General features: G+C 57.0%; 21 protein-coding genes. 8 read left to right on the plus strand and 13 right to left on the minus strand.

Translation table 11 applies throughout. The features are described from left to right. Positions 1 to 121 precede the first annotated feature (121 nt). Together DK871_RS16975 and DK871_RS16980 are read right to left on the minus strand one after the other, a co-directional pair. On the minus strand, positions 122 to 463 hold the full coding sequence (locus DK871_RS16975) for a hypothetical protein (protein ID WP_161905913.1): 342 nt from the start codon (positions 461 to 463) through the stop codon (positions 122 to 124). A 45-nt stretch (positions 464 to 508) separates the two neighbouring features. Beyond that, positions 509 to 1,153 (minus strand): ATPase, encoded by a 645-nt coding sequence (locus tag DK871_RS16980; protein ID WP_161905915.1) that lies wholly within the window; start codon positions 1,151 to 1,153, stop codon positions 509 to 511. 138 nt (positions 1,154 to 1,291) lie between these two features. Here DK871_RS16980 and DK871_RS16985 point away from each other — a divergent pair, with 138 nt between their 5' ends. Next, the gene (locus DK871_RS16985; protein WP_161905917.1) at positions 1,292 to 1,579 is read left to right on the plus strand and encodes a hypothetical protein; all 288 of its coding nucleotides are present in this window, start codon (positions 1,292 to 1,294) and stop codon (positions 1,577 to 1,579) included. Here DK871_RS16985 and yfcF read toward each other — a convergent pair. Then, positions 1,538 to 2,170 carry a glutathione transferase gene (yfcF, locus tag DK871_RS16990; protein ID WP_161905919.1) on the minus strand — a complete coding sequence of 211 codons (633 nt, stop codon included), beginning with the start codon at positions 2,168 to 2,170 and terminating at the stop codon, positions 1,538 to 1,540. The genes DK871_RS16985 and yfcF overlap by 42 nt on opposite strands. Positions 2,171 to 2,316: 146 nt before the next feature. Between yfcF and DK871_RS16995 the strand changes: the two genes are divergently transcribed. Continuing rightward, the gene (locus tag DK871_RS16995) at positions 2,317 to 3,756 is read left to right on the plus strand and encodes a lipase family protein (protein ID WP_161905920.1); all 1,440 of its coding nucleotides are present in this window, start codon (positions 2,317 to 2,319) and stop codon (positions 3,754 to 3,756) included. 23 nt (positions 3,757 to 3,779) lie between these two features. On the opposite strand, the gene DK871_RS17000 is transcribed toward DK871_RS16995, so the two are convergent. From DK871_RS17000 to DK871_RS17025, 6 genes are all read right to left on the minus strand, one after another. Next, a complete protein-coding gene (locus DK871_RS17000) occupies positions 3,780 to 4,703 on the minus strand; it encodes an ornithine cyclodeaminase family protein (protein WP_161905921.1) in 924 nt (307 codons plus the stop codon). A gap of 23 nt (positions 4,704 to 4,726) precedes the next feature. Then, positions 4,727 to 5,242 carry a MaoC family dehydratase gene (locus DK871_RS17005; RefSeq protein ID WP_161905923.1) on the minus strand — a complete coding sequence of 172 codons (516 nt, stop codon included), beginning with the start codon at positions 5,240 to 5,242 and terminating at the stop codon, positions 4,727 to 4,729. Further along, positions 5,239 to 6,105, minus strand: coding sequence for a CoA ester lyase (locus DK871_RS17010; RefSeq protein ID WP_161905925.1), 867 nt, complete (start codon positions 6,103 to 6,105; stop codon positions 5,239 to 5,241). The genes DK871_RS17005 and DK871_RS17010 overlap by 4 nt, the downstream gene beginning before the upstream one ends. Position 6,106: 1 nt before the next feature. Then, positions 6,107 to 7,225 carry an MFS transporter gene (locus tag DK871_RS17015; RefSeq protein ID WP_161905927.1) on the minus strand — a complete coding sequence of 373 codons (1,119 nt, stop codon included), beginning with the start codon at positions 7,223 to 7,225 and terminating at the stop codon, positions 6,107 to 6,109. Between the two features lie 82 nt (positions 7,226 to 7,307). Next, complete coding sequence (locus DK871_RS17020; protein ID WP_161905929.1) at positions 7,308 to 8,492, minus strand: aminotransferase class I/II-fold pyridoxal phosphate-dependent enzyme; 1,185 nt, start codon at positions 8,490 to 8,492, stop codon at positions 7,308 to 7,310. A 236-nt stretch (positions 8,493 to 8,728) separates the two neighbouring features. Then, positions 8,729 to 9,271 carry a DUF924 family protein gene (locus DK871_RS17025; RefSeq protein WP_161905931.1) on the minus strand — a complete coding sequence of 181 codons (543 nt, stop codon included), beginning with the start codon at positions 9,269 to 9,271 and terminating at the stop codon, positions 8,729 to 8,731. A gap of 62 nt (positions 9,272 to 9,333) precedes the next feature. On the opposite strand from DK871_RS17025, the gene DK871_RS17030 reads away from it, so the two are divergent. Then, positions 9,334 to 10,488, plus strand: a complete 1,155-nt coding sequence (locus DK871_RS17030) for a DUF1624 domain-containing protein (protein ID WP_161905933.1) — start codon at positions 9,334 to 9,336, stop codon at positions 10,486 to 10,488. A gap of 128 nt (positions 10,489 to 10,616) precedes the next feature. Here the strand turns inward: DK871_RS17030 and metE are convergent, their stop codons facing one another. Then, the gene (gene metE / locus DK871_RS17035; protein WP_161905935.1) at positions 10,617 to 12,905 is read right to left on the minus strand and encodes a 5-methyltetrahydropteroyltriglutamate--homocysteine S-methyltransferase; all 2,289 of its coding nucleotides are present in this window, start codon (positions 12,903 to 12,905) and stop codon (positions 10,617 to 10,619) included. 346 nt (positions 12,906 to 13,251) lie between these two features. Here metE and DK871_RS17040 point away from each other — a divergent pair, with 346 nt between their 5' ends. The 5 genes from DK871_RS17040 (at position 13,252) to DK871_RS17060 (ending at position 18,273) form a co-directional block, all read left to right on the plus strand. Beyond that, on the plus strand, positions 13,252 to 14,349 hold the full coding sequence (locus DK871_RS17040) for a carboxynorspermidine decarboxylase (protein WP_161905936.1): 1,098 nt from the start codon (positions 13,252 to 13,254) through the stop codon (positions 14,347 to 14,349). A 28-nt stretch (positions 14,350 to 14,377) separates the two neighbouring features. Beyond that, positions 14,378 to 15,622 (plus strand): saccharopine dehydrogenase family protein, encoded by a 1,245-nt coding sequence (locus DK871_RS17045; protein WP_047711026.1) that lies wholly within the window; start codon positions 14,378 to 14,380, stop codon positions 15,620 to 15,622. Between the two features lie 494 nt (positions 15,623 to 16,116). Continuing rightward, positions 16,117 to 16,884 carry a methanethiol S-methyltransferase gene (gene mddA / locus DK871_RS17050; protein WP_161905938.1) on the plus strand — a complete coding sequence of 256 codons (768 nt, stop codon included), beginning with the start codon at positions 16,117 to 16,119 and terminating at the stop codon, positions 16,882 to 16,884. Between the two features lie 411 nt (positions 16,885 to 17,295). After that, a complete protein-coding gene (locus DK871_RS17055) occupies positions 17,296 to 17,535 on the plus strand; it encodes a DUF6124 family protein (protein WP_161905940.1) in 240 nt (79 codons plus the stop codon). Positions 17,536 to 17,949: 414 nt separating this feature from the next. Next, a complete protein-coding gene (locus tag DK871_RS17060; RefSeq protein WP_161905942.1) occupies positions 17,950 to 18,273 on the plus strand; it encodes a hypothetical protein in 324 nt (107 codons plus the stop codon). Positions 18,274 to 18,376: 103 nt separating this feature from the next. Here the strand turns inward: DK871_RS17060 and glsB are convergent, their stop codons facing one another. The 3 genes from glsB to DK871_RS17075 form a co-directional block, all read right to left on the minus strand. After that, positions 18,377 to 19,285 carry a glutaminase B gene (gene glsB, locus DK871_RS17065; protein ID WP_003191719.1) on the minus strand — a complete coding sequence of 303 codons (909 nt, stop codon included), beginning with the start codon at positions 19,283 to 19,285 and terminating at the stop codon, positions 18,377 to 18,379. Positions 19,286 to 19,340: 55 nt separating this feature from the next. Further along, positions 19,341 to 19,685 carry a hypothetical protein gene (locus tag DK871_RS17070; RefSeq protein ID WP_003191720.1) on the minus strand — a complete coding sequence of 115 codons (345 nt, stop codon included), beginning with the start codon at positions 19,683 to 19,685 and terminating at the stop codon, positions 19,341 to 19,343. Positions 19,686 to 19,758: 73 nt separating this feature from the next. Further along, a complete protein-coding gene (locus DK871_RS17075; RefSeq protein WP_161905944.1) occupies positions 19,759 to 20,169 on the minus strand; it encodes a hypothetical protein in 411 nt (136 codons plus the stop codon). Positions 20,170 to 20,235: the final 66 nt, after the last annotated feature.

Raw genomic sequence — 20,235 nt, forward strand, 5'->3', positions numbered from 1 at the left:
GCTCGCGAAAGACGTCAACGATAACGCGTGTGTCCTGAATAAACGCGGCGCCTGTGCGTTTTTCGCGAGCAAGCTCGCTCCTACTGGGTGTCAGGGGTTGCCCACGCCCACATGCCTGGGTTTATTTGCAATCCTGGGCGGCCTGCTCAAGCCGTGACGGCTTGATCGCCGAAGCCAACGGCTTGCGCTCATACAGGAACACCTTGGTGCCGTCCTGGGACTTGTAGGCTTCCAGCACATCATCGGCGGCAATCTTGCTGGTCAACAGCACCTTGGCGTGACGCGAGTTCTGGGTGACGGTCGAGGTGATGCCGTGCTTTTCCAGCTTGGGCAATACGCATTGCACATAGCCGTCCGGGGTCTTGCTGGTTTGCAGGGTCAGCGATGGCGCATTGGGCGCCGTGATACAGCCGGTCAGCAACAACGAAGCACAAGCCAGGGCCGGGGCGAAGAAAGAGCGCATAAACATTCCTGAAAATAACCAATAGGGTTCACAACCATTCGCGGGTCAACCTGCGCGAACCAGGGCCTTGAGCGACGCATCGAACTGCTTCAGGGCATCTTGCTGTACATCGCGTTGTTGCTCGATCAGTGCAGCAATTTCCGGCGCCGCTTTATCGTGCACCCACACGGACGGCACGTGCTTGTCTACCGAGCCTTCGGCCTTGGCGATGAACTGCAAGTTCGCGTCATAGAAGCGTGCGACAAAGCGCGCCTCAACCCGGTCATTACGCTGGGTGAGCAATTGGTTATGGGTATCGAGCACCACCACCACATCCGGGTGCGCCTGTACCAGGGCATCCAGGCTGCTATAGACCGTCACCGAGACAAAAGTGCCGTGCAGCGAGTTCATCAACCAGTCGATCGCCAGTTCCGGGTCGGAACTGTTGACGAACGCCTCGCGAATGCGCCCATCCAAGGCACCCTTGGCGCCGTTCAACGCCATGGCGTGGTAGCGTTCAAGGTAGCTGAGGTTGTCGCGGGTGTTTTCGCTGAACAACACCCCCACCGACTGGCCACGCTGCAGGGAGTCTACGCTACCCACCAGTGGCAGCAAATGGCCTGTACGCACTTCATCGGCCATCGCCGGGGTGGTCATGACCGCGGTGCCCAGCATCAGGGCCATCAAAGCCAACTGGATAATCGTCCTCATCGCGCATTTTCCTTGGGCTGCGTCTCGATGTGCAGATTCTGCGCGTTTGGCGAAAAAACAGAACTTGTGATCCTTGATGGTGACTATCATTTGAACCGATAGTGTCAGGCCGCCCATAAAATCTATAAGGACCCCGCCATGAAGCCCTACCAGAAAATCTTCGATCGTATCCGCGAGGCGGTACTGCCAGAGTTTCGCGAGCGAGTCGCCGACTACCTGGTCGAGTACGAAATCGTGTTGCTGGACTCAGACGCCGACGCCGCGCAACGCAGCGCCAGCGCCCAGCAACTGCGCGGCTACTTGCGCGGTTTGAACACCATGCGCGTGCTGGGCATGGCCGATTGGGAAGACCTCGACCGGCGGGTTGCCCAGCCTCAGCCACAGCTAGAGCGCGGGCCGACGCAGCTCGACCCACTCGCGCACTGACGGCCGCTGCCACTGGCGTTGCGCGTAGGCCACCAACTGCGTGGGCACGGCGTCACCGTTGAGGATCAGGCGATTGAGCATCACCGCCAGGTCCACATCGGCAATCGACCACTGGCCGCACAGGTACTCGCGGTTATCCGCCAGCAACGCTTGCGCCGCGCTGATCAACTTGGTCGCGGCAGCTTGAGCCTCTGCTGACAATGGCGGCTTCTTCTGCCCGCAGAACACCACCAGCGTCGAGCGCTCCTGGCGAATCGGCAGCAGGTCGCTGCGCAGCCACGCCTGGACCTGTCGCGCCCTCGCCCGCTGCTGCACATCCGCCGGGTACACGCTGGTCTCGGGGTAGGCCTGGTCCAGGTACTCGGTGATGGCCGAAGACTCCGACAGCGCAAAATCACCGTCTACCAGGGTCGGCACTCGCTGGGTCAGGGAGCGTTGGGCGAAATCCGCCGCTTGGTTCTGCCGGGCATCGAGGTCCAGGATGAGGGTCTCGAACGCCAGGCCTTTTTCGCGCAAGGCGACAAACACCGACATGGCATAAGGGCTGGTGAACAGCGAATCAACGTAGAGGTGCAGCGGGCCTTGGCTCATGGGCAATCTCCTGGGGTGAGGCATCACGCTACGAGATCCGGGCCGATAAAGACAATGCAGGGTTTTTATGGGGGCATTCCTGGCAGGAATAGCGCGGCTAGTGGCAATATTATGGCTCCCGCTGATTTTCAAGGAAGGAACAGCACATGAAACAAGCAGTTGTGGTTATCCACGGCATCGGCGAACAGCGCCCAATGGACACCTTGCGCGGCTTTGTCGAAGCGATGATCCCCACGGACACCCCCGATGGCAAACCTCTGTACTGGAGCAAGCCCGATCGGCTGTCGCGCAACTTCGACCTGCGCGTACTGAAGTCCTCGGGCCGCACCTCGACGGATTTCTATGAGTACTACTGGGCCCACAAGATGCAGGGCACCAAGCTCGGCCATCTGCTGGGCTGGCTGTGGGACATCTTCAAGCGCCCGCGGCGCGACATTCCCGACGCCATCGTGCCGATCTGGCGCAGCACGCGCTGGACGGTGTTGGCGTTACTGCTATTGATTGCCAGCGGCGCACTGGCTACGGCCTGGGGTCAGTTGCCCGTCAACAACAACCCCTTCGCGCTGATCCCCCTGCTGCTCGCGGCGATGGGGCTGGGGTTGCGCTATTCGGCGCTGGCCTACCTGGGAGATGCCGCACGCTACTTAAGCCCCAACCCGCAGAACGTGATGGTGCGCGAGCAGATCCGTGCCGATGGTGTCGACTTGCTGCGCGCCCTGCACAATCAGGGCGACTACGAGCGCATCATCGTCGTGGGCCACAGCTTGGGCAGCGTGATTGCCTACGACATCGTCGGCTACCTCTGGCATGAATACCACGACCAACTGACCCAACTGAATCCCAGCAACCGTGAGCTGGCGACCCGTTATGCCAACCGCGAACCGCTGCAACCGGTGGTCAAGGAGGCCCTGCCCGCAGCCGGCGCCTTGCTGGACGGCAGCCTGGGCAGCCTGTTGAATTTTCGTCAGCAACAGGCCGAGGCGTTCGTCGAACAGCGCGGCCTGGGCAACCCCTGGCGCATCACCGACCTGGTCACCGTCGGCAGCCCGATGGCCCACGCCAGCCTGTTACTGGGCCGTAGCGTCAGTGACTTCCAGCAGCGCATGGAACGCCGCGAAGCCCCGGCCTGCCCGCCTACCCAAGACACCCAAGGCTACGGCTACAACGCCCGCCAACCGCTGATGCTCGGCCAAAAACCCTTCACCCCGCACTACCTGCACCATGCCGCGGCGTTTGCCGTCACGCGCTGGACCAACCTCTACTTCCCTGCGCCCTTCGGCGTATTCGGCGACATCGTCGGCGGCCCGGTCAAGCCCGTGATGGGCGGCGGCGTGCTGGACTTGCCGGTGACCGTGGGCAACGGTAAAGGCTGGCTGGCCAGATCCTGGCTCAGCCACACTCACTATTGGAGCGAACGCGGCGGTACACAGGGTTACCTCAGTGCACTGGGCAAGGATGAACAGGCGATCAACCACGGCCCGCGGCCTTCGGCCACTGAAGCGTTGCGGTGGGCAATTGACCTCAAGGGGGTGCGGCGGTTTCGCCCTGCTGCTGCCAGGGAAGCGTTGGCTCAGGCGCAAGCCTGAACGGGGATACAGCAGGGTACGATCTACGATTCAATCAGCTTTAGTTTTTTCAATAAGGCAATACATATACAGGCATCTTGAAAAGCGGTACCCACTGAAGAAAAAATTGTCGTTTTACTTTGACACTCTTGATAGGGCCCCTGCAGTATCTCCGAAATTGAAATTGATTGACTGTGATAATTCCCTGCTTCTCTGATTGCCGACTCTCGGTCCTCAACGACCAGTATCGCTTGGGGCACAAGCTCCAGTGGAAACTCACGTGAAACCAGCGTGTGTTTTCCAAGCGCATTCACATGAACGCCCTCCACTACATCGCAGGCAGAAAACAGAGGTTCGGCGCATGTTGTCGCAGTGCACACTATGTCGGCCTCTTCAATTGCTGATCGGACCTCCTCGCATCCGAGAAATGCTACGCCGCTCGGGAACTGATCAGTCGCACGTACAATGAATCGCTCAACATTTTCCTTGTTTCGAGAATACACGGACACGCAATCAATATCTCTCACACATAAGACAGCACTCAATGCGGCCATCGCCTGGTCACCTGTACCAATGATCGCAAGTTTTTTTGAGTGCTTACGCGCTAGCAAATCCGTCGCCAGCCCCGCAGTGGCTCCGGTCCTCAAAGCGGTGATGGTAGAGGCATCCAATTGAGCCAGCACCTGACCCGTACAACCGTCCTGAACGACAATCACGCCGTTGATAGACTTGCGTCCCTGACTTACATTTTGAGCGTGGTGAGAAATAATCTTTGCGAGGAACAAGTTTTCACGCTTGGAGTAGTAAGGCATCACCCCAAACGTTGCTTTTTTTTCATAGATTCTGATCAAGGTCCGCGCCGGACAATGATCCGGCTCGTCATGGCGAGCATAACCGTGGCGCAATGCTTCAATAGCATCTCTCATGCTTATCGCATCATGTACGAGCGAATCAATCAAAATTTCCATATTGACCTCTTGGCAACAGCGGCCTAACCGAGACTGATCAAGAAGCTGCGCTCACAGGTTAAAAATACTTCACCGCAAGCTTTCATCCCCTTTGTCCTCACCGTAACAATACCCTGTCCAGAACGGCTTTCAGAACGGCGCTTGGCAACCACCTCGCTTTCGGCGTACAGGGTGTCCCCCACAAATACCGGCGCTAAAAGGCGCACCTTATCCCAACCAAGGTTGGCAATTCCCTTCGCGCTGGTACTCGCCAGGCTCATCCCCCCTACGATAGAAAAAGTCACGAGGCTCGACACCAAGACGGCGCCAAACTCCGTATTCTTTGCAAAATCCGAATTGATATGTAATGGGTGATTGTTCATACAGACTAAAGACATCCATATGTTGTCTGCCTCCGTCACCGTCCGGCCAGGGCGGTGCTCATAAATATCCCCCACTTCAAAATCATCAAAACCGAGCCCATGATCCTCACGATAACGCCCTGGCGAGCGCTCAACCAACTTACTTAACGTTTTATAACGAACGTCTCGAATGCTCATAGCGCCCTCTTATTATTCTTACTGACGACCAACTCTTGCAGGGCAAGCATTTTTCTAGCATGCACTTCAAAAGGTGGCCCAATCATTTCCCCGTCTATCGATGCTATGGCCATAGGCAAGTCGGGCGAACCTAAAGATGCAATAATAGCCCTGGCCTTCTCCAACTCTGTTTCCGAGGGAGAAAACAGCCTGTTAATCATGCTTATTTGTGAAGGATGAACGGCAATCTTTCCGGAATACCCGAGCGCTTTAGCCGCTTCGACTTCCTCCCTTAGCAGCTTGTCACCTATCAAATTAAAACACGGAGTATCTATCACCTTTAGCCCCACACTCAACGCAGCGAGTGCTACCTCACATTTAATTTGCATCAATGCCGATGTTGACAGACGAAAGCTGATCTCAGAGGACAGATCGGCGCTGCCCAAAATCAAACCGCACAGGTTTACAGAGTCGTTGATAACAGCATCAATGCCACGCAGCCCCTTTAGCGTTTCAACAATACCAAAGATCTTCGTGCGCGCCCCTGTAACAGACTGCAACTCACTCAGTATACGCAATTCACCGGCCGACTCCACTTTTGGAATAACCAAGTACTTTGGAACAATATTATTATCCATCAGAAACACCAGATCCCTGACGCCTTCCGGCCTGGAGAGCGCGTTCACCCTGACGGCCAAATCATAATCACTCCAGATAGAGTGGTTCAATGCCAGCAGTTTCTCACGTGCCACCTGTTTACTGTTCAGGGGTATAGAGTCTTCCAGATCCAGCAGTACTATATCTGCCGTGGATTGGATAACTTTTTCTTCAAGCCCTTCCTTCAGAGCTGGAATACACAACCAACTTCTAACTAGCATATCCATATCAATTCCTTTTCAAGGACAATAGAACCACCACCACAGCCCCCATGCCGCCTAACCCTAGGGTGAGCAAAGCCACCGCATGCATGCCTCCAGGCATGACCAGTGACGCCAGCGTTCCGAAAAACAGCGCTACCAACTGTTGAAGAAAACTAAACAGCATCATGGACTCTATACCTGGGTATTTTTTTACGGCCATAGAGGCGACACAAGGATATATCAGTGCCTGAGCGTACCAAACCGCAACGTAGGCTACGACAACAAAGTACCGTTCCAGATAATGCAATGTCGACAGTAAGAAAGCCGTAACCGCCGCTAAAAGCACCATCACGCCTATCACTGAAAGTGCATTAATACTTATCGACTTCAACGCGATTCTTACAGACAGTGCGCCAAAAAAATAGGCAATTCCCAGCCATATCCCCAAGACCCCATATTCCGAACTCCCCCACCCCCAAAGCAAGTCGAATACATAAACACCTACGCCCTGGCATACAACAAACACACCATAACCGCAACCAGCTAACAGCACAGGGAGGTAAAAGGCGCGCTGCCTTACTATGAACACATAATCTGTACCGCTGGTTCGCTGGCGACTACTCGAATCAAGAGCGGACAAGGCTCCTCGCATGGTCAGCACAAGAAAAATAGTTATGACCGAGACCAAAGCCATTACCAAAGAAAGGACTTCCCAGCGACCAAACAAGACTAAATAGCCTCCTGCAACTTGACCAACAATCAACGCAAAGACAAATGCGTAAGACAATAACGATAAGTGCTTCGCCAAGCGCGCCCCTGAGAAAATCTCGGACAATAGCGCCCGCCCTATCAAGGCTGCACCACCGCCACCAACACCTTGCAGGGTTCTAGATACATAAAAGCCCGTGTCGCAGCATGTCCATACGGACAAAATACTTGCGCTCAGGAAGGTACAGCAGAATGTTAGCAAGACTGCCGAGCGGCCAAAAATACGAATCACACGAGCAGCAAAAACGAGTGGAACGGCTGCACCGCCTAAATACATCAGCAAAGAGTTGTAGCCTGCTGTCTCACTGATATTCAGCACCTCAACAATGACGGGCATCGCCGGCAGATAGAGTGTTACGCCCAACTGCGCCATCATTGTTGTACTGCATGCTAACGTCAGCATCCTTGCGTTTGACTGCACTTTAGGTTCTCCAGGAAGGTTTGATGGGGGTGAATATCTAGAGTACGGATCTCACCGCAGCACAAAACCTCACCAGATCAGCGTCATGAAGATTGGCTCTTAACATGATTCTCAAGCCAGGCGTGTTTTTTGGAACAACCGGATAAAACAATGGAGAGGTATAGAAGCCTTGACGCATCAGTTCCGCTGCGACTGAGATTGCGTGAACTTCGTCAACCATAGGAATCAGGCGTATTGGAAGACCGTCCCCCACTGCTGCGCTGGGAACAAGCTCATCAAATCGGTTTATATTGTCAGCCAGTCTTGCCTGCAGGATATTTATTTCATTAGATGCATGGATCTGAATGGAGGCCAATATTGCACCTAAACCGGCTGTATTTATCCGCTGAGACCATGAAAGAGGACCGCCAAACCGCAACAGGCTTGAGCGTTTAATCGAATCATCAAAGAAAATTGCGCCGCCCGAGCCACCGAAGCCTTTATTCAACGACACAATCAGCATCGTATTGGCATTCAGCCCGTCCATCTCCTCAAGGACTACACCACGCCCATTCTTTCCTTTGATCGACAACCCATGGGCTTCATCATATAAAACGAACAAGCCATATTTTTCTTGCAACACCATCAGCTCTTTTATTCTTGCCACCCCGCCAGTGCTATAGACGCCATCGGCAACATAGGCCACGCGTGCGTTTTTCCTGCAGCAGTCTTCCAGAAACTCCAGATCATTATGTGCAGACGTCAGAACCTGCGTTTCGTCTGCACAGATCGGTTTCATCAAGCTCAAGCAAAAGTGCGCGGAACGATCAAACACCATTAAAGGGGGGGTGTTTTCAGTCAGCATACCTGCCGCTAACAAAGGGAGCACTGCGCAGGCGGCCGAGGCACATGAAGAGGTGGTGAGTGCATTAAGGGAATACAGTTCGGACAGTGACGTTTCTACTTCGTCCAACAAGGGTAGTTTGATCCTAACTCTTGAAGTTGATGAGTTCAGCGTTCCAGTCTCTCTCAGCGCCGCTATACTCCCTTCTAATATCTTCGGGTTCGAATCCAGACCTAAATAGGAGTAAGAGCACATATTGATGAACGCCTTGCCGGCTAGCTCCATTAACCCACCCCCCCTGTTTTTTGCAACCACCCCACTCATACCCGCGGCTTGAGTGCGCTCCCAAAAAGGATCGCCTATCGCAGACAGCTTACGAATATTTGAATAACTGTTCATGCATCTACCTATCCATGTTGAGGATGACAAGTCGGCAGCAATACTTGAACATGCAGAAAAACTTTACAAGATGGCAAGATATAGGACTCAGCCCAATACTTTGTAGGCCATTTCCTCAAATAGCACTGACAGCTCCAATAAGATGCTAAAGACGCATCTCAGACACGCAAACCGATAGATCGTCATGGACAAATAGATCAACTCAGGGCGCTTGAATAAGCGCCCGATTACAACACCTACCCCGCAAACCCACCCTCATCCAAAAAAACCTGTTCCGCAGCGGTGGTCTTCCTCCCCAACACCCCATTGCGATGCGGAAACCGCCCGAACCGCTCAATGATATCGGCATGCTCCTTGGCCCAGTGATAGGTGCTGTCATCCAGCTGCTGGTTCAGGGCCAGCGAGCGCTGCTGGTCCTGCGGGTCTTCCGAATGTTCAAAAGGTAAATAGCAGAACGCACGCAATTGAGGTTCGACCTGCTGATCCAATCCCGCGTCCACCATCTTTCGCGCATACAACCGCGCCAGCGGGTCGGTGGCGAACATATGCGCCGTGCCGCGAAAGGCGTTGCGCGGGTACTGGTCCAGCAGGATCAGTAACGCCAGCGCGCCATCCGCCGTGGTCAACCAGTGTTCGAGTTCACGCCGCGCCGCCTGCATATGGGTGGCGTGGAAGCGCTCACGAAAGGCTGTATCGAACGCCTCGTCCTTGGCGAACCAACGTTTGGGCCCCGCCTGTTTCCAGAACGCGATTACGGCTACGGCCGATTGTGGAGTCATGCTTACCTCGCTTAATGTTATAAAATAACGTCAACATTGTGCCTGCGTGTGATCCTTAACTTATGACTGACGCTATGACTTTACGCAAACGCCTGCTCTCCATCGACGCCCTGCGCGGCCTGGTGATCCTGTTCATGTTGCTGGACCACGTGCGTGAAACCTTCTTGCTGCACCGCCAGGTCAGCGACCCGATGAGCATCGACAGCACCGAGCCTGCGTTGTTTTTCAGCCGCACCCTCGCCCACCTGTGTGCGCCGGTATTTGTGCTGCTCACCGGATTGTCGGCGTGGCTGTATGGCCAGAAATATCAGGGCCGTCGTGATGTATCGGCATTTTTGTTCAAGCGCGGGCTGTTCCTGGTGGTGCTGGAATTCACCCTGGTCAACTTCGCGTGGACCTTCCAACTGCCGCCCAGCGTGATCTATATGCAGGTGATCTGGGCCATCGGCATCAGCATGATCGCCCTTGCCGCGTTGGTCTGGCTGCCGCGTGCCTGGCTGATCGGCTTGGCGCTGGTGATTATTGCCGGGCACAACCTGCTGGATGGGCTGCACTTTGCACCGGGTTCGATGTTGCATGTGCCGTGGACGATCTTGCATGAGCGCAACTGGATTGAAGTGTCTGACAACCTGCGCCTGCGCACCACCTACCCGGTGCTGCCATGGATCGGTGTGATTGCCCTGGGTTACGGCCTCGGGCCATGGTTTGCCAATGCCACGCTGCCGGCTGTGCGTCAGCGTTATTTGCTGATTGCGGGCGTGGGCGCGTTGGTGGGTTTTGGGCTGTTGCGCGCGCTTAATGGTTACGGCGAGCAGCCCTGGCAGGTGTATGACAGCGGCGTGCTGACGCTGATGAGCTTTTTCAACATCACCAAGTACCCACCTTCGCTGTTGTTCCTGGCGTTGACCCTGGGGATTGGCTTGCTGTTGCTGCTGGCATTTGAACGCGCCGGGCATAAGCGCTGGATCGGCGTGCTGGCAGTGTTCGGCGCGGCGCCGATGTTCTTTTATCTGTTGCACCTCTACGTATTGAAAATCCTCTATGTGGCCTGCGTTGCGCTGGTTGGCCTCAACCATGGCAATTACTTTGGCTTCGACGGTATCGGTGCGGTGTGGTTGGCAGCGCTGCTGTTGCCGGTTGCCCTGTACTTGCCGGTACGTTGGTTCGCCGGCCTGAAAGCCCGGCGGCGCGACCTGGCGTGGCTCAAATACCTCTGACCTGATGCAGGGGGCGAAATTGCCCCCTCCCCTTGTAGGAGCGAGCTTACTCGCGAAAAGCTCACAGGCGCCGCGTTCATTCAGAAGCTACGCGTAATCGTTGACGTTTTTCGCGAGCAAGCTCGCTCCTACGCCAGTTCAGCCCGCAGTTGGCGAGCGGCGGTGACCATATGAATGAGCGCCGCCTCGGTCTCCGGCCAGCCCCGCGTCTTCAAGCCGCAATCGGGGTTCACCCACAGGCGCTCTGCCGGAATCCGCTTGGCGGCCTTGCGCAGCAAGTTGGCCATTTCCGAGGCATCCGGCACCCGTGGCGAGTGGATGTCGTAGACCCCCGGGCCGATCTCATTCGGGTAGGCGAAGGCTTCGAACGCCTCGAGCAGCTCCATGTCCGAGCGTGAGGTTTCGATGGTGATCACGTCGGCATCCATGGCGGCGATGGACTCGATCACATCGTTGAATTCGCTGTAGCACATGTGGGTGTGGATCTGGGTTTCATCGCCCACGCCACTGGCACACAGGCGGAACACTTCGGTGGCCCAGTCGAGGTAGTGCTGCCAGTGCGCCTGGCGCAACGGCAAGCCCTCACGAAAGGCCGCTTCGTCGATCTGCACGATCTTGATACCGGCCGCTTCCAGGTCCACTACTTCGTCACGAATCGCCAACGCCAGTTGCCGGGCTTGTACTTCGCGGCTCAGGTCTTCCCGTGGGAACGACCACATCAGCATGGTCACCGGGCCTGTGAGCATGCCCTTCATCACCTTGTCGGTGAGGCCTTGGGCATAGCGAATCCACTCCACGGTCATGGCGTTCAGGCGGCTCAGGTCACCGACAATCACAGCGGGTTTCACACAGCGCGAACCATAGCTCTGCACCCAGCCAAAGCGGGTGAACGCGTAGCCATCGAGTTGTTCGGCGAAGTACTCGACCATGTCGTTACGCTCGGCTTCACCGTGCACCAGCACATCCAGCCCAAGATTTTCCTGCACCTCAACGGCATGCTTGATCTCACTGTGCATGGCTTCGATGTATTCGGCTTCGCTCAACTTGCCCGCCTTGTACGACTGGCGCGCCAGACGGATCGACGCGGTCTGTGGGAACGAGCCGATGGTGGTGGTCGGGAACAACGGCAGGTTAAGCCCGGCCCGCTGTTTTTCGATGCGCTGGGCAAACGGCGACTGACGCTGGCAGTCCTGGGCAGTAATGGCGGCGACACGGGCCTGAACAGCGGGTTTATGGATACGTGACGATGCAGCACGAGCCACCTGCACGGCGCGGCTTTCGGCTAGGGCGGCGAGTACGTCAGGTGCTGACGGCTGGTCAACCGCCTTGGCCAGTAGCGCCACTTCCGCACACTTTTGCACGGCGAAGGCCAGCCAGCTTTTCAGTTCGGCATCCAACTGGTCTTCCCGTTCCACGTCCACCGGGCTGTGCAGCAGCGAGCAGGACGGCGCGACCCACAGGCGATCGCCCAACTTCTCATGGGCATGCTGCAAGGTGGCCAGGGCTTTTTCCAGGTCGCAGCGCCACACGTTTCGGCCGTTGACCACGCCCAGGGACAGCACCTTGTACGCTGGCAGGCGGTCGAGAATGGTCGGGTACTGGTCCGGCGCACGCACCAGGTCGATATGCAGGCCATCCACCGGCAGGTTGGCAGCCAGGCCAAGGTTTTCTTCCAGGCCGCCGAAGTAAGTGGCCACCAATTTTTTCAGCGGGTCGCGCTGGATCAGGTTATAGGCTCGCTCAAAAGCGTTCTTCCAGTCCTGAGGCAGATCGAGCGCCAGGATCGGCTCGTCGATCTGCACCCACTCCACACCTAATTCGGCCAGGCGCTGGAAGATCTGGCCATACAGCGGCAGCAGGCGCTCGAGCAGGTCGAGCTTGTCAAAATCAGCGCCCTTGGCCTTGCCCAGCCACAAATAAGTCAGCGGGCCGATCACCACCGGCTTGACGCGGTGCCCCAGGTCGAGGGCTTCCTGGACCTCTTCGAACAACTGGTCCCACGCCAGGTGGAATTGCTGATCGACGCTGAACTCCGGCACCAGGTAGTGATAGTTGGTATCGAACCACTTGGTCATCTCCTGGGCATGGGCACCACCGCAGCAGCTGTCACTGACGCCACGGGCCATGGCGAACAAGGTATGCAACGTGGCCTGGCCATCCGCCGGGCGGAACCGCTCAGGGACCACGCCGAACATCAGCGAGTGGGTCAGCACCTGGTCGTACCAGGCAAAATCACCCACCGGCAACAGTTCGATGCCGGCTTGCTGTTGCACCGCCCAGTGGGTGCTGCGCAAATCACGGCCAACGGCGCGCAGGCCGGCTTCGTCGAGCTCACCCTTCCAGAACGCTTCCTGCGCTTTTTTCAGTTCACGATCGCGTCCAATGCGTGGAAACCCGAGGGAATGAGCGACTGCCATGACTTACAACTCCGATGGTGTGATTGATGGCGGTCATTGTCGGCAGAGGGGTGTCTTGAGACAAACTCATTTTGTTCTAGATCATCACAAGATTTACTCATGTTTAGGTGGGCATGATATTAGCGGCGCTACTGTGGGTGTTTGGGGTGCCAGGGCGGCCGTCATCGCGGCCTCGCTCAGGCTCGAGCGCTCCCACAGTTTGGGCGGGGTGATTCTTATGAACGGTCATACTTAGGCCCTATGCTTAACGTGGCGCGCAAAAACCGCCGGCTAACCTTTCGATCTGTTCCAAGTGCGGGCACAATGCGTGTCCTTTTTTGGCAGGCACCGCCGCAGGCTCTCAAAAATGATCAAAACGCCGTACTACCTCATCGATAAACAGAAGCTTCTGGTCAACATGCAGAAGATTGCCTACGTGCGCGAACAGTCCGGCGCCAAGGCTCTGCTGGCGCTCAAGTGCTTTGCCACCTGGTCGGTGTTCGACTTGATGCAGCAATACATGGACGGCACCACCTCGTCGTCGCTGTATGAACTCAAGCTCGGTCGCCAGAAGTTCGAAGGTGAAGCGCACGCCTACAGCGTGGCCTGGGCCGACGATGAAATCGAAGAGATGCTGGAGAACTGCGACAAGATCATCTTCAACTCCATCAGCCAACTGCAGCGTTTTGCCGAACGCAGCGAAGGCAAGACACGCGGCCTGCGTGTGAACCCGCAGGTGAGCAGCTCTGACTACCTGCTGGCCGACCCGGCGCGCCCGTTCAGCCGCCTGGGCGAGTGGGACCCGGTGAAGATCGATGGCGTGATCGATCAGATCTCCGGCTTCATGTTCCACAACAACTGCGAGAACGGCGACTTCAGCCTGTTCGACAAGATGCTCGGCACCATCGAGGAACGCTTCGGTGCGCTGTTGCACAAGGTCAAGTGGGTCAGCCTCGGCGGCGGAATCCATTTCACCGGTGAGGGCTATGCACTGGACGCGTTCTGCGCGCGGCTCAAAGCCTTCTCCGAGAAGTACGGCGTGCAGGTCTACCTGGAACCCGGCGAAGCGGCGATCACCAACATCGCCTCCCTGGAAGTCACCGTGCTCGACACCCTCTACAACGGCAAGAATCTCGCCGTGGTCGACAGCTCCATCGAAGCCCACCTGCTGGACCTGCTGATCTACCGCCTCAACGCCAAGCTGGCGCCGAGCGAGGGTGAACACACCGTCATGGTGTGCGGCAAATCCTGCCTGGCCGGGGACATCTTCGGCGAGTATCAATTTGATCGTCCGCTGGCCATCGGCGATCGGCTGTCGTTCATCGACACCGCAGGCTACACCATGGTCAAGAAAAACTGGTTCAACGGCCTGAAAATGCCGTCCATCGTAGTGAAACAACTCGACGGTACAGTCGAGGTGGTTCGTGAATTTGGTTACGACGACTACCTGTCCAGCCTGTCCTGAGCTGGCGGATAAAGGAGAGATAAAGCAATTGAAAAAGAACGTTCTTATCATTGGTGCAGGAGGTGTCGCCAAGGTGGTGGCCCACAAGTGCGCGCAGCACAACGACGAACTCGGTCGTATTGCTATCGCGTCGCGCAACATCTCCAAATGCCAGGCCATCATCGACAGCGTCAAGGCCAAGGGTAGCCTCAAGGTTCCCGCCGATATCCAAGCCTTCGCGCTGAACGCCCTGGACGTGGAAGCGACCAAGGCCCTGATCCGCGAGACCGAATCGCAGATCGTCATCAACGTGGGCTCCGCGTTCCTCAACATGTCGGTACTGCGTGCCTGCATCGACACGGGCGTGGCTTACCTGGACACCGCCATCCACGAAGAGCCGGGCAAGGTCTGCGAGACCCCGCCGTGGTACGGCAACTACGAGTGGAACCACCTGCAAGAGTGCAAACAGAAGAACATCACCGCCATCCTTGGCGTGGGCTTCGACCCAGGTGTCGTCAACGCGTACGCCGCGCTGGCGCAGCAACAGCATTTCGACCGCATTGATTCGATCGACATTCTCGACGTCAATGCCGGCTCCCATGGCAAATACTTCGCCACCAATTTCGATCCGGAAATCAACTTCCGCGAATTCACCGGGCAGGTGTGGAGCTGGCAGAACAGCCAGTGGACCAGCAACACCATGTTCGAAGTCAAACGCACCGACGACCTGCCGGTAGTCGGCTCGCAGAACCTCTACCTCACCGGCCACGATGAAGTGCACTCGCTGTCGAAAAACCTCGACGTGCCCAACGTGCGTTTCTGGATGAGCTTCGGCGAACACTACATCAACGTGTTCACCGTGCTGAAAAACCTCGGCCTGCTCTCCGAACAGCCGGTCAAGACCGCCGAAGGCCTGGAAGTGGTGCCGTTGAAAGTGGTCAAGGCCGTGCTGCCCGACCCGTCTTCGCTTGCGCCTGGCTACACCGGCAAGACCTGCATCGGTGACCTGGTCAAAGGCACCAAGAATGGCCAACCGCGTGAGATGTTTATCTACAACGTGGCTGATCACGAAGAGGCCTATGCCGAAACCGACAGCCAGGGCATCTCCTACACCGCAGGCGTACCACCGGTAGCCGCTGCGCTGCTGGTGGCGCGTGGTGAGTGGGATGTGAAGCACATGGCCAACGTTGAGGAACTGCCGGCTGAGCCGTTCCTCAAGGCGCTGGATGTGATGGGCTTGCCGACTCGGATCAAGGACGAGCACGGTGATCGGGCCTGGGATGCGACGGCCTGATAGGCGATAGCTGACCGAGCAAAAGAATGCGCCCCAGGGGCGCATTTTTTGTTTGGGCTCACCTACAGCTCAAAGAACAAAATGTGGGAGCTGGCCATGTATTGCCCACAAGGTCAGCGCCTGACACAGATCCCCTGTGGGAGCGGGCTTGCCCGCGAAGGCGGTGTGGCAGTCTCTGAGTCTCCAACTGAACCACCGCTTTCGCAGGCAAGCCAGCTCCCACAATGAGTCGCCGGTGTACCTGAGGCTTCGATTCATTCCAGGTTCCGCGCCGAACTATTAAGCGCCCTTGAGCACTGCAACAGCACCGGGGCTCCCATTGGCGCGGGCGTGGCCTGGTATAGCTTGTTGGATAGGTTGAACGTCAGTTAAATCGCCAATCGCTCTTGCAACTGTCAATTCCAACAGGTTACCGCCTAGGGGGAATGCCGTTAGTCTGAGCGGGCCAGTCATCGATTGGCTTACCCATTCACCATGTGCGAAAGGAATCGTTCATGAAACGGCAACCTCCATCAAATAACCCCACGGCACGCCTGGCTGGCCTGGTCTATAGCAGCTGCTGCTACCTGGTTTTCCTATTCACCTTGCTTTACATGATGGGCTTCGTAGGGGCTGGGGTCGTCCCCAAACACATCGACTCCGGCGCACGCGTCGACTGGGCGCTGGCACTCATGATCAATGCGTCACTGATCATTGTGTTTGGCGTCCAGCACAGCGCCATGGCGCGTAAACGTTTCAAGCGCTGGCTGGCAGTCTTCGCCCCGTCAGCGGTGGAGCGTTCTACCTATGTGTTGCTCTCCAGCCTAATGCTCGCGCTGCTGTTCTGGCAGTGGCGACCTATTACAGAAACCGTTTGGGAGGTAGACGCCGCCTGGGCCAAGGCACTGCTGACTGGCCTGTTCTGGCTGGGCTGGGGCATTGTGGTGCTGGCAACCTGTTTGATCAGTCACTTCGAGTTGTTCGGGCTGAAACAGGCCATTGATCGCTGGCGCGACGCCCCACAATCGGGCCCGACATTCAGGACGCCGCTGCTCTACAAAGTCGTGCGCCATCCGCTGTACCTGGGCTTCCTGATCGCCTTTTGGGCAACACCGCACATGACCGTGGGGCATCTGGTGTTTGCGCTGGGGATGTCGGTGTATCTGTTCATTGGCGCCCGTTTCGAAGAGCGGGATTTGGTGGCGCTGTTTGGTGAGCGGTATCGGCGTTATCAGCGTGAGGTGGGCATGATCGTGCCGCGCCTCAACAGACCCCGCCGCTAACCCACTGTAGGAGCGAGCTTGCTCGCGAAGATCGTCAACGATGACGCGGGCACCTGGATGACCGCAGAGCCTGGGCGTTTTTCGCGAGCAAGCTCGCTCCTACAGTGGGGTATGGTCTCGGACGTTTCCCACAGCTGTTTCAGGTTGTCGCTCGGAACTTCACTGACTAACCTCTGGGCCGTCGCTGCCAATTCAGCGACCGGATTTGACCGTCCGACTCCCAACTGCATCTGTGCCACATCGAATCAGGCGTTTTCTTTACGCCTGCTGTATCGTGTCGCGGCAGCTGTACGCGGGATACCTCCGGGTATGCCGGGCTCCTTGGGACCGGTCGGTCAACCCGCGTATAGCTGCCACCCTAATTCGTTTGACCGCGAACCGTGGCAGCTCCATATCCCTTGGAGTTTCACCATGATCAAAGACAGCCCCAACCCACCAGAACAACTCTTCAATGTGCGCCCCGGCCTGGGCACCGAAACCCTGCTGATCAACGCGTCCCAGGATCTAGCCTCCATCAGTGACATCGCTACCCAGCTAGCCTTTGAAATCGACGGTACCCAACGCAACGTAGCGCTGGGCATCTGCCGCATGCTCGAAGGTGTGCAGTTGCTCGTAGACAAGGCATTGGATGACACCCACCCAGCCACTTGACCTGACGCTCGCGCCGCGCCCTTACCCACTGTAGGAGCGAGCTTGCTCGCGAAGATCGTCAACGATGACGCGGGCAACCTGGAAGACCGCAGAGCCTGGGCGTTTTTCGCGAGCAAGCTCGCTCCTACAGTGACCGTTCCCAAGCTCTGCATGCCCGGGCGCTCTGCGTCAGGCTGTGCGAGGTGACGCCGAGCGTCACTGCATGCATTACCACGCAGAGCGTGGGACCGACCGAATAGCGGCATCTACACACTGAAATATGCCACGCAAGCATTCAGTAAAGGGAGCCGGAAGGCGATTCTTATGAAGTAACGTTATAAAAAACTGTCATTTCCTACAGGTACTCGTAAGAGAACTTTCACGCAGTATGACTGCGTATCACTTTCCTCTCTCGCTACTTATCAGGAAATGCCCATGACCTACTCTCTATCCGGAAACTACGACGGCGGATCCAGTAACGTATTCCGTCTGGCTATTAAAAAGTTCGATGAGTCAGCAGGTTCCTTCAGTGGAGAATTTCATTATTTGCTTACCAGCATATCGGAGCCCGTCAGTGGCCACTATCACTTTTACGGAGATGGTCGAGACGAGACCGTGCTCTGGTTTGAAACCAGTGGCGGTTCGTGGCGTTGGGAAGCGGATTACGTTAACGGCTCCCCCTCTTTTGAGAAATGGACAGCCAAACGCACGTCCAGTACCGGCGACATCGAAACTGAATTCTTGAAAGAGACCGCCTAATTTATGACAACCTGGACTGAACGAGATGAAGTGTGGTGCACTGCGTTTTGAGCGCCGATTCGACTTCAGTCCGATGCTCGTCCCCATGCCCGTGGGAATGATCTCAAAAAACCGACCACCCAATCCGCTCACTCAACAACTCCAACGCCTTCATCCCCGCCAGTGAATTGCCCGCCGCGTTCAACTCCGGCGACCACACGCACACCGTAAACTGCCCCGGCACTACCGCGACAATCCCGCCGCCGACTCCGCTCTTGCCCGGCAGGCCCACGCGGTAGGCAAAATTGCCCGCCTCGTCATACAGCCCGCTGGTGGCCATGATCGAGTTTACTTGCTTGGTCTGGCGCGCCGTCAGCACCTGCTCGCCACTGTGGGCACTCACGCCTTCGTTGGCCAGAAAGCTGAACGCTCGGGCCAAGTCCAGGCAGCTCATCTGCAACGCGCAATAGTTGAAGTAGCTGTGCAGCACTGCGTCCACATCGTTATGAAAGTTGCCGAACGACTTCATCAGGTAGGCCATGGCCGCATTGCGCGCACCGTGCTGGGCTTCGGATTCGGCCACGACGCTGTTGACCAGGATCTGCGGGTTGCCCGACAGGCGCCGTACAAAATCGCGCATCGACAGAATCGGCACGGCAAAGCGTGACTGGTTGATGTCGCAGATCACCAACGCGCCAGCGTTGATAAAGGGGTTGCGCGGGCGGCCACGTTCGAATTCCAGCTGCACCATGGAGTTGAACGGCTGCCCCGATGGCTCGTGGCCCAGGCGTTCCCAGATGGTTTCGCCGCCATGGTCGATGGCCTGCACCAGGCTGAAGACCTTGGAAATGCTCTGCACCGAAAACAGCGTGTCGGCATCACCGGCGCAGTAAGCCGCGCCGTCGTTACCGTAGACCGCAATGCCAAGTTGGTGGGCGGGCACGTCGGCCAGCGCGGGAATGTAATCGGCAACTTTGCCGAGGCCGATCAAGGGGCGCACTTCGTCGAGGATCGACTCCAGCAGCGCCTGCATAGCTTGTCCTGTCATGTTTGTTTGAATCAGTGGTAAACGAGGCGCGGAGGATACTTCAGTGGGCGCGCAACACCCACACAATCTCTACCACCCGCTCGGCAACCACCACGTAGATCAGGATAAGCAACAGTTGCAACGCCAAGTGATAACGCAATTTGGCCAGCCGGCGAATGCCGTCGCTGACGTTCAACAACATCAGCAGCGTCGACAGCACAATCAAGCCCCATCCCGCGACGCTGGAAGCAAACAGACCGATCAGCAAATCGTGCGGCCCCACCAGCGCGTTGGTCCCCGCCGCAAACAACAACGCGCAGACCAACAGGTTCTTGACGTTGTCGAAAATCTGCGTGCTCAGGTCGTTTTCCAGCAACGCCAGATACCGCGTCCATAAAGTGCGCATGCTTGATTACCGAGTGGGAAGGCTCGTCAATCAAGGTAGTTCAATTGTGGGCGCTGTCGAGCTCTGGCCAGGCTTAGAAATGCGCCACATCCGACACTTCTGCGTCCAGCACGTCCTGGGCCAACGCCCAGGCACGGTCCTTGGACTCCACCACCAGCAGCGGGTAGCCCCAGGCCTTGCCGAACGTCACGGCGAAGGGCTTGAGAGCCAGGCGCTTGGCGGCGCTGGGCTCCACCTGGATCATGCCTTTGACGTAGGCGCGCAAGGCCGCTTTGTTTTTCTTCATCCAGATGGAGGCGCGCTTGCGCTCTTCGTGGGCGTGTTCGTGATCGTTTTCATCCACGGCTTTTTCGTGCAGCAGCAAGAAGGACTGCTCACGGGCCAGCAGGCGTTCGAAGATCAGGAAAGCATCTTCCACCCCGCCGTCGTCAGGCGCGTCGAAAAAGATTTTCACCACGGGGAAAGTTGAACTGTCGAGTCGCATGGCAAAGCTCCTTGGATGAGATTGGTTCTCATCATAGAGCGCAGGTCGCTGGACAGCATTGCATAG

Source organism: Pseudomonas sp. L13 (assembly GCF_009935965.1).
GTDB lineage: Bacteria > Pseudomonadota > Gammaproteobacteria > Pseudomonadales > Pseudomonadaceae > Aquipseudomonas > Aquipseudomonas lactis.